The organism is Streptomyces sp. SID9727 (assembly GCF_010550605.1).
Classification (GTDB): Bacteria; Actinomycetota; Actinomycetes; order Streptomycetales; family Streptomycetaceae; genus Streptomyces.
On sequence record NZ_JAAGNI010000058.1, the window covers coordinates 1 to 9,046 of the forward strand.

General features: G+C 73.2%; 9 protein-coding genes. 5 read left to right on the forward strand and 4 right to left on the reverse strand.

Annotation, left to right across the window (positions count from 1 at the left end):
- Positions 1 to 798, reverse strand: a 798-nt coding sequence (locus G3I41_RS03445; RefSeq protein WP_164398826.1) for a PfkB family carbohydrate kinase, incomplete at its 3' end; no start/stop codon positions are given.
- Positions 795 to 1,736: a pseudouridine-5'-phosphate glycosidase gene (locus tag G3I41_RS03450; protein WP_164398827.1), complete on the reverse strand. Its 942-nt coding sequence runs from the start codon at positions 1,734 to 1,736 to the stop codon at positions 795 to 797. The genes G3I41_RS03450 and G3I41_RS03445, both read right to left, overlap by 4 nt.
- 104 nt (positions 1,737 to 1,840) lie before the next feature.
- On the opposite strand from G3I41_RS03450, the gene G3I41_RS03455 reads away from it, so the two are divergent.
- Positions 1,841 to 2,662, forward strand: coding sequence for a class I SAM-dependent methyltransferase (locus G3I41_RS03455; protein WP_164398828.1), 822 nt, complete (start codon positions 1,841 to 1,843; stop codon positions 2,660 to 2,662).
- Positions 2,663 to 2,671: 9 nt separating this feature from the next.
- Here the strand turns inward: G3I41_RS03455 and G3I41_RS03460 are convergent, their stop codons facing one another.
- Together G3I41_RS03460 and G3I41_RS03465 are read right to left on the reverse strand one after the other, a co-directional pair.
- Positions 2,672 to 3,214 (reverse strand): methylated-DNA--[protein]-cysteine S-methyltransferase, encoded by a 543-nt coding sequence (locus tag G3I41_RS03460; protein WP_164398829.1) that lies wholly within the window; start codon positions 3,212 to 3,214, stop codon positions 2,672 to 2,674.
- Positions 3,215 to 3,258: 44 nt separating this feature from the next.
- Positions 3,259 to 4,197: a glycerophosphodiester phosphodiesterase family protein gene (locus tag G3I41_RS03465; RefSeq protein ID WP_343242047.1), complete on the reverse strand. Its 939-nt coding sequence runs from the start codon at positions 4,195 to 4,197 to the stop codon at positions 3,259 to 3,261.
- Between the two features lie 230 nt (positions 4,198 to 4,427).
- On the opposite strand from G3I41_RS03465, the gene G3I41_RS03470 reads away from it, so the two are divergent.
- The 4 genes from G3I41_RS03470 to G3I41_RS03485 form a co-directional block, all read left to right on the forward strand.
- The gene (locus G3I41_RS03470; protein ID WP_164398830.1) at positions 4,428 to 5,306 is read left to right on the forward strand and encodes an MHYT domain-containing protein; all 879 of its coding nucleotides are present in this window, start codon (positions 4,428 to 4,430) and stop codon (positions 5,304 to 5,306) included.
- A gap of 39 nt (positions 5,307 to 5,345) precedes the next feature.
- Positions 5,346 to 7,514 carry an excinuclease ABC subunit UvrB gene (gene uvrB / locus G3I41_RS03475; RefSeq protein WP_164398831.1) on the forward strand — a complete coding sequence of 723 codons (2,169 nt, stop codon included), beginning with the start codon at positions 5,346 to 5,348 and terminating at the stop codon, positions 7,512 to 7,514.
- 137 nt (positions 7,515 to 7,651) lie between these two features.
- Positions 7,652 to 8,230, forward strand: coding sequence for a TerD family protein (locus G3I41_RS03480; RefSeq protein WP_026171720.1), 579 nt, complete (start codon positions 7,652 to 7,654; stop codon positions 8,228 to 8,230).
- Between the two features lie 181 nt (positions 8,231 to 8,411).
- On the forward strand, positions 8,412 to 9,046 hold a 635-nt coding region (locus G3I41_RS03485), incomplete at its 3' end, for a TerD family protein (protein WP_164398832.1).

Here is a 9,046-nt window from a genome sequence, read left to right on the forward strand (position 1 = left end):
GGCCGCGAGGAAGCCTCCGGTGAACGCGTCGCCCGCCCCGGTCGAGTCCACGGCCCGCCCGACCGGCTCCGCCGGGACCCGGCCGGTCACCGCGCCCCCGGTGGCGAGCAGCGCCCCGCCCTCGCCGAGCGTCACGACGACCCGGCGGGCGGGCATGCTCAACTTGGCGGCCGCGTCCGCGGGGTCCGGCAGGCCGGTGAGCAGCCGGGCCTCGTCCGCGTTGGGCAGCAGCAGGTCCGCCCGCTCGGTCAGGGCGAGGAACCGGTCGACGCCGAGCCCGGCCAGGAAGCCCGCCGACGCGGGGTCCACGCTCACCGGGACGCTCCGCCGCACGGCTTCCCGCAGGGCGAGCTGGGCCGTCGCCCGGCTCGTGCCGGCGAACAGCAGGTAGCCCGACAGGTGGAGATGGCCGACCCCGTCGAGCAGCGCGGGCGACCAGTCCTCGGGGGAGAGCCGCAGTACCGCGCCGCTGTCGGTGAGGAAGGTGCGCTCGGCGGTGGCGTCCACCAGGGCGACGACGGTCGCGGTCGGCGCCTCCTCGTCCACCGCGAGCAGCCCGCGCACCCCCGCCCGCCGCAGCAGACCGCGGTGCCAGTCCGCCGAGTCGGCGCCCACCCGGGCCAGCAGCCGCACGTCCCGGCAGCCCGCGCGCGCCGCCCAGCAGGCCACGTTGGCCCCCGCGCCGCCCGCCCGGGTCCGGATCACGGCCGCCGTGTCCGTGCCGTGGGCGAGCGCCGATCCGTGCCGGGCCACCACGTCGGTGACCACGTCCCCGACGACGAGGAGGCCGCCGCTCACCGCGCCGCCCAGGCGGTGGCGATCCGGGCGGCGAGTGCCACATTTCCCCGCACCGCCGCGAGGTTGGCCTCCAGCGAGGCGCCCCCGGTGTGCCGCACCAGGTGGTCCAGCAGGAACGGCGTGACCGCCTGCCCCGTGACCCCGCGCTCCCGGCACGCCTCCAGTGCCCCGGCCAGCACCCGGTCGTGCAGCCCGGGGTCCAACTGCTCCTCCTCCGCCACGGGATTCGCCACGATCAGCGCGGCGGCGGGGCCGCCCAGCGCGTCCTGGGCGGCCATCACCTCGGCGACCTCCTCGGGCGAGGTCACCGTCCAGTCGACCGGCTCGCCGGAACTGCTCAGGTAGAACCCGGGGAAGGTGCCGGTGCCGTAGCCGAGCACCCCGACGCCCAGCGTCTCCAGACGTTGCAGCGTGGCCGGGACGTCCAGGATCGACTTCACGCCCGCGCAGACCACGGTGATCCCCGTCCGCGCGAGCAGCCGCAGGTCCGCGGACTCGTCCTGCGTCTCCGTCCAGCCCCGGTGCACCCCGCCGAGCCCGCCGGTCGCGAAGACCCGCAGCCCGGCCCGGGCCGCCAGGAAGGCGGTCGCCGACACGGTCGTCGCCCCGCTCGCCCCGGCCGCCAGTGCCGGGGCGAGGTCGCGGTGGCCCAGCTTGCGCATTCCCGGGTCCTCGGCGACCCGTTCGAGCTCCGCCTTGTCGAGACCGATCCTGGCCCGCCCGTCCAGCACCGCCACGGTCGCGGGCACGGCCCCGGCCGACCGTACGAGCCCCTCCAGCTCTCCGGCGACCCGCAGGTTGCGGGGGCGGGGCAGGCCGTGGGCGATGATCGTCGACTCCAGGGCGACGACCGGCCGGTGCGCGGCGAGGGCGGCCCGCACCTCGGCGGAGAGAGCCGGCGCGTAGAGGGTGGCGTCGAAGGGCGCGTTGAGTGACATGTCCACATCCCTGTCGCGGGTGGACGGGGCTCAAACGTGAGCCGCTCCGGCCGGTGGCGCGAAACCGCCCGTCAGCAGCCGCGCACCGGGCCTAACGTTGGCCCATGCCCTCCTCGACGCCCCAACCCGCCTCCGGCGTACGTGATTTCTACGACGACCTGGCCTCCGACTACGACCTCATGTACGCCGACTGGCAGGCGAGCATCGACCGCCAGGCCGCCGCGCTGTCGGGCCTGATCGGCACGGCACGCGGCGAGAGCGCCGCGTACGACGTGCTGGACTGCGCCTGCGGCATCGGCACCCAGGCGCTGGGCCTCGCCGCGCTCGGACACCGGGTCACCGGGAGCGACCTGAGCCCCGCCGCGGCGGCCCGCGCCGCGAAGGAGGCGGCCGCGCGCGGCCTGGACCTGCGCACGACGGCCGCCGACATGGCCCGGCTGCCGTTCGGCGACCGCTCCTTCGACGTCGTCGTGTGCGCCGACAACTCGCTGCCGCATCTGCTCACCCCGGAGGCGGTGGAGGCGGCGCTCGGTGAGATGCGCAGGGTGCTGCGCCCCGGCGGCGTACTGCTCGTCTCCACCCGGCCGTACGACCGGCTGCGGAGCGAGCGGCCCGCTTCCACACCGCCGCAGGTCAGGGAGGGGGCCGGCGGCCGGGTCGTCACCTTCCAGCTGTGGCACTGGCGCCCGGACGGCGAGCGCTACGACCTGGAGCACTTCCAGCTGCACCCCGCGGCGCAGGGGGACGACGGCTGGGACGTGCGCACGCGCCGCACGTCGTACTGGGCGCTCACGCAGGACCGTCTCACCGGATTCGCCCGGCGGGCCGGCCTGTCGGAGCCCGCCTGGCACGAGCCGGCGGACACGGGCTTCTTCCAGCCGGTGATGGTCGCGCACAGGCCGGACACGGCCCCGGAGCCCGCCTGACGGCACCGCTCAGAACAGCGGTTCCGGCAGCACGCCCTCCAGTGCCAGCAGCTGCCGCTTGGTCTCCAGACCGCCGCCGAAGCCGCCCAGGCCGCCGTCGCTCTCCACCACCCGGTGGCACGGCACGACCACCGGAAGAGGGTTGGACCCCATCGCCGCGCCGACCGCCTGGGCCGCGCCCGGCTGTCCGACCCGCTCGGCCAGATCCCCGTAACCGGCGACCGCCCCGTACGGCACGCCCCGGGCCAGCTCCCGCAGCACCTGGCGGTTGAAGCCGGCGGTCAGCGACCAGTCCAGGTCGAGCGAGAACTCCCGCAGCGTCCCCGCGAAGTACGCCGCGAGCTGGCGCACCGGTTCGGCCAGCCGGGCGGAGCCGGGGGCCTCCACCGGCTCCGCGCCGAGCCGGCAGCGCAGCCGGTCGAGTGCCCTGTCCCGTATCTCCGGGCGGGCGTGGAAGACCACGCCGACCAGTCCGGTCTCCGTCGCGGCCAGCATCAGCGGACCGATGCCGCTCTCGACGACGGTCCACTCGACGACCCCGTTGCTGTCCATGCCACCACCGTACGGCCGCCCACCGACAACGGGCCCCGGCGGCCTCAGCCCCGGGTGGCCGCGCGCACCACGTCGGGGGTGTTCGTGATGATGCCGTCCGCCCCCATGGACTCGACCCGGCGCGCGGCCGCCGCGTCGTTCACCGTCCAGGGGTTCACCCGGAGCGCCTTGCCGTGCGGGCCCTTCAGGGCGTGCGCCGCCGTCACGTAGCCGCCCGACAGACCGGCGTACGAGGGGTTGATCTGGTCGGCGAACGAGGCGTAGGCGGGCAGCTCGGAGACGGCCGGGGCGCCGAGGAAGCCGGTGACCACGTCCGGGCGCAGGGAATGCACCGTGCGCACGCTGTCGGCACCGAAGCTCTGGATCACCAGACGGCCCTGGACGTGGCTCCGGTCCAGCCAGCCCTCCTCGCCCAGCACTCGGAGGGTCGCCCGCTCGATGCCCGGGTAGCTCTCCGGGCTCTTGATCTCCAGCAGGAGGTTCTGGCCGTTGCGGCCGAGCCGCTTCAGATACTGGCGCAGGGTCGGCACCCGGGTCCCGGCGTACCCCGGCCCGAACCAGCCGCCCGCGTCCAGCCTGGAGATCTCGGCGGCCGTGAAGTCCTTGACCGCCCAGGGCGCGCGGTTCGGGAACACCTCCTCGGCGTTCGTCGTGCGCCGGAGGTCCGTGTCGTGGATGACGACCACCACCCCGTCCCGGGTGAGCTGGACGTCGTTCTCCACCCAGCGGAAGCCCAGAGCGCCGGCCCGGTCCACGGCCGGGAGCGTGTTCTCGGGGGCGTAGGCGGAGGCGCCCCGGTGGGCGTAGACGCGCGGGTGGTCCGCGGCGGCGTCGGCGGCCCGGCGGACCGGGGCGAGCTGCTGGACCGGGTGCCGGGTCAGCGGGGTGTCCGTGACCGGGGCGCCCGGATTCGCCGTCAGCAACGTGCCGGCGCCCATGACGACGGCGGCGGCGACGGAGGCGGTGGCGCTGCCTGCGTACACGTGGACTCCTTGCGTCGGAGTGGCGGACGGCCCGAGCGTCCCAGCCGCCCCCGAACACGGGACAGGCGAAGGATGGACGCCGTGTGAACGCACCTCGGGGACCGCGCCACGGGCCGGCGGCCCGGTCGATAAGATGCGGCACTTCTGTTGTGTCTGCCGGGCCTTGCGCCCGGACGACGGGCCCTGGGGTCGTCCCGACCCGGGCTTGCTGCTGCGAAGGGCGTACAAGGATGCAGGGCACGATCGACGGCTTCAGCTACGGGGCGGTGACCCCTGCGGCGGCGTTCCTCATGGCGTGCCTCGGCGCGGCGCTGGGCCTGCGCTGCACCACGCGGTCACTGCGTACCGAGCGTTCCTTCAGGGCCGGCTGGCTGGCTCTCGGGGCGACCTCCATAGGTTCGGGCATCTGGACCATGCACTTCATCGCGATGGCGGGCTTCTCCGTCGAGGAGGTGCCGATCGGCTACGACAAACCGATCACCTTCGCCAGCCTCGCCGTCGCGATCGTCATGGTCGGCATCGGGATCTTCCTGGTCGGGTACCGGGGCGCCACCCGCATGGCCCTGGTGACGGGAGGCACGATCACCGGACTCGGCGTGGCCTCCATGCATTACCTCGGCATGGCCGGGATGAGGCTTGATGGGCAGTTCGAGTACGACACGGTCACCGTGGCCCTCTCCGTGGTCATCGCCGTCGTCGCCTCGACCGCCGCGCTGTGGGCCGCCGTGTCCATCCACGGCTTCCTGCCCAGCCTCGGCGCGAGCGTCGTGATGGGCGTCGCCGTGAGCGGCATGCACTACACCGGCATGGCCGCGCTCCGCGTCCATCTGCACCCGTCCGCCACGACCGCGGCCCACGCCCCCGGCGACAGCGCCGGATCGCTGCTCGTGCCCATGCTGCTGGGCCCCGCCTGCTTCCTGGTGCTGGCCGCCGTCGTGGTCATGTTCGATCCGCTGGTGGTCATGGGCACGCCCGACTGGGACGACCCGCGCGCCGCGCGGATGCCCGGCGTCCCGGCCCGGCGCCAGGTCCCGCGCTTCGGCACGTACGCCGACCCGGCCTCCTTCCACTCCCGCCCGCGCGACGCCGTGGAGCCCGCGGACTGGTGAACCGGCCCCGTTGTCAGTGGCGGGTCGTACGGTGGTTGCATGCGGCCAGTCTCGAAGATCGAACGTACGGTGGCGCCTTTCGAGGTCGTCAGCCCCTACCAGCCCAGCGGCGACCAGCCCGCGGCCATCGCCGAGCTGGAGAAGCGCGTCCGCGCGGGTGAGAAGGACGTCGTGCTCCTCGGCGCGACCGGCACCGGTAAATCCGCGACCACCGCGTGGATGATCGAGAAGCTCCAGCGCCCCACGCTGGTCATGGCGCCGAACAAGACGCTCGCCGCCCAGCTGGCCAACGAGTTCCGCGAGCTCCTGCCCAACAACGCCGTCGAGTATTTCGTCTCGTACTACGACTACTACCAGCCCGAGGCGTACGTCCCGCAGTCGGACACCTACATCGAGAAGGACTCCTCGATCAACGAGGAGGTCGAGCGGCTGCGCCACTCCGCGACCAACTCGCTGCTCACCCGGCGCGACGTCGTCGTGGTCGCCTCCGTGTCCTGCATCTACGGCCTCGGTACGCCGCAGGAGTACGTGGACCGCATGGTCCAGCTCAAGGTGGGCGAGGAGATCGACCGCGACGCGCTGCTGCGCCGCTTCGTCGAGATCCAGTACACGCGCAACGACCTGGCTTTCACCCGGGGCACCTTCCGGGTGCGTGGCGACACCATCGAGATCTTCCCGGTCTACGAGGAGCTGGCCGTCCGCATCGAGATGTTCGGTGACGAGATCGAGGCGCTGTCCACACTGCACCCGCTGACCGGCGAGGTCATCAGCGAGGACCGGTCCCTCCACGTCTTCCCCGCCAGCCACTACGTGGCGGGACCCGAGCGCATGGAGAAGGCCGTCAGCGGCATCGAGCGGGAGCTGGAGGAGCGCCTGGCCGAGCTGGAGAAGCAGGGCAAGATGCTGGAGGCCCAGCGGCTCCGCATGCGTACGACGTACGACATCGAGATGCTCCGCCAGATCGGCACCTGCTCCGGCGTCGAGAACTACTCGATGCACTTCGACGGCCGCGCCCCCGGCACCGCCCCCAACACCCTCCTCGACTACTTCCCGGAGGACTTCCTCCTGGTGCTGGACGAGTCGCACGTCACGGTCCCGCAGATCGGCGCGATGTACGAGGGCGACGCCTCGCGCAAGCGGACCCTGGTCGACCACGGCTTCCGGCTTCCGTCCGCCCTGGACAACCGCCCGCTGAAGTGGGAGGAGTTCCTCCAGCGGATCAACCAGACGGTCTACCTGTCCGCCACCCCGGGCACCTACGAGATGTCCCGCGGCGACGGCTTCGTGGAGCAGATCATCCGCCCGACCGGCCTGGTCGACCCCGAGGTCGTCGTCAAGCCCACCGAGGGCCAGATCGACGACCTGGTGCACGAGATCCGGCTGCGCGCCGAGCGCGACGAACGGGTCCTGGTCACCACGCTCACCAAGAAGATGGCGGAGGACCTGACCGACTACTTCCTGGAGCTCGGCATCCAGGTCCGCTACCTCCACAGCGACGTCGACACGCTGCGCCGCATCGAGCTGCTGCGCGAGCTGCGCTCCGGCGAGTACGACGTCCTGGTCGGGATCAACCTGCTGCGCGAGGGCCTGGACCTGCCCGAGGTGTCGCTCGTGGCCATCCTCGACGCGGACAAGCAGGGCTTCCTGCGCTCGGGCACGTCGCTGATCCAGACGATCGGCCGCGCGGCGCGCAACGTCTCGGGCCAGGTCCACATGTACGCGGACAAGGTCACCCCGGCCATGGCGCAGGCCATCGACGAGACCAACCGCCGCCGCGAGAAGCAGATCGCCTACAACACCGAGCGCGGCATCGACCCGCAGCCGCTGCGCAAGAAGATCAACGACATCGTCGCCACCATCGCGCGCGAGGAGATCGACACCGAGCAGCTGCTCGGCACCGGCTACCGCCAGGGGAAGGAGGGCAAGGCCCCCGTGCCCGCCCTCGGCAAGCACGCCGTCCCCGGCGACGGCAAGGCGGCGACGGCCGGGAAGTCCGCGAAGGCCGGCAAGGCGGGCAAGGCGGGCCGGGACGCGGCGGCGGTCACCGACCGCCCGGCGACCGAACTGGCCGGGATCATCGAGGAGATGACGGACCGGATGCGCGCCGCCGCGGCCGACCTGCAGTTCGAGGTCGCCGCCCGGCTGCGCGACGAGGTGGGCGAGCTGAAGAAGGAGCTGCGCCAGATGCGCGAGGCCGGTCTGGCCTGACCGGCCGGACGGCCCGGGCCGCATGTTGCAGGACCGACACAAAACGGCCCAGGCCCTCCGCGCGGGTGACACCACTGCGTAGGGTGCTGGGAAACCGCACAAGGACGGTTGCGGGGAATGCGGAGAGGGGACAGCGCGTGACGGTCAATATGACCAAGGGTCAGGCCATCAGCCTGCAGAAGAGCGACGGGGGGACCCTGACCGCGGTGCGGATGGGGCTCGGCTGGCAGGCGGCACCGCGCCGCGGTCTGTTCGGCTCGCGCACCCGGGAGATCGACCTGGACGCCTCGGCCGTCCTGTTCGCCGACAAGCAGCCGGTCGACGTCGTGTTCTTCCGGCACCTCACCAGCGACGACGGCTCGGTGCGGCACACCGGGGACAACCTCGTGGGCGGCGCCGGTTCCGGCGGTGACGACGAGGCGATCCTCGTGGACCTCCAGCGGGTGCCGGTCCACATCGACCAGATCGTCTTCACGGTGAACTCCTTCACTGGCCAGACGTTCCAGGAGGTGCAGAACGCCTTCTGCCGCATCGTGGACGAGACCAACGGCCAGGAGCTCGCCCGCTACACGCTGGACGGCGGCGGGCAGTACACCGCGCAGATCATGGCGAAGGTGCACCGCGCGGGCAACGCCTGGAAGATGACCGCCATCGGCACCCCGGCCAACGGCCGCACCTTCCAGGACCTCATGCCGGCGATCCTGCCGCACCTGTAGGACCGCACACCGGACCGCGAGGTCCGCATCGCGTCACGCGCAGCTCCCGGCGGCACCGGCCGCCGGGAGCTGCCCGTATCGCGGCACCACCGCACCACCCGGAGCAGAGACACCACGCACAGCGGCGACACCACGCACAGTTTCACCCACACCAGCGGTAACACGTCGAGGGGACAGGGCAATGACGGCCGAGCTGGTCCGGGGGCAGAACCACACCTTGCCCCAGACCCGTCTGGAGATCCGGATATCGGCCGGGGCGCCCGTCGTGGCCGGTGCCACGCTCGGCGACGAGCACGGCAGGGTGGCCGGCGTCGAGTGGATCGCCCACCCCGGATCGCCGCAGCTGCACGGCCTGGAAGTCTCCCGGCAGGCCGCCGCCGGCCACCGCCTCGCCGTCGACCTCGACGCCCTGCCCGACGGGGTCCACCGGGTCACGGTGCTGCTGGCCCTCCCGCTCGGGGCCGGCGGCCCGACCCGGTTCGGCGCCGTCGCCTCACCCTTCGTCGCGGTCACCGCCCTCGACGGCACCGAGATCGCCACGTTCACGCTGACCGGCCTCGACAGCGAGTCCGCGGTCGCCGCCCTGGAGCTGTACCGCCGCCAGGGCGCCTGGAAGGTCCGCGCGGTCGGCCAGGGATACGCGGGCGGCCTCGCCGCCATGCTCGCCGACCAGGGCGTGGACCGGGCCGCCGAGCTGGCCGCAACCATCCAGGAGGCGGTCGCCCAGGGCCTGGCCCGCTCGGTGGCCCCGCCGCCGCCCCGCGCCCCGGAGGGCGACCGGGTCAGGCACGCGCCCACCCCGGCCCCCGCCCCGGG

Coding starts and splice junctions, on each gene's coding strand:
- G3I41_RS03455 (WP_164398828.1), top strand. CDS start 1,841: ATGCCCTCCTCGACGCCCCAACCCGCCTCCGGCGTACGTGATTTCTAC.
- G3I41_RS03450 (WP_164398827.1), bottom strand. CDS start 1,736: ATGTCACTCAACGCGCCCTTCGACGCCACCCTCTACGCGCCGGCTCTC.
- G3I41_RS03470 (WP_164398830.1), top strand. CDS start 4,428: ATGCAGGGCACGATCGACGGCTTCAGCTACGGGGCGGTGACCCCTGCG.
- uvrB (WP_164398831.1), top strand. CDS start 5,346: ATGCGGCCAGTCTCGAAGATCGAACGTACGGTGGCGCCTTTCGAGGTC.
- G3I41_RS03460 (WP_164398829.1), bottom strand. CDS start 3,214: ATGGACAGCAACGGGGTCGTCGAGTGGACCGTCGTCGAGAGCGGCATC.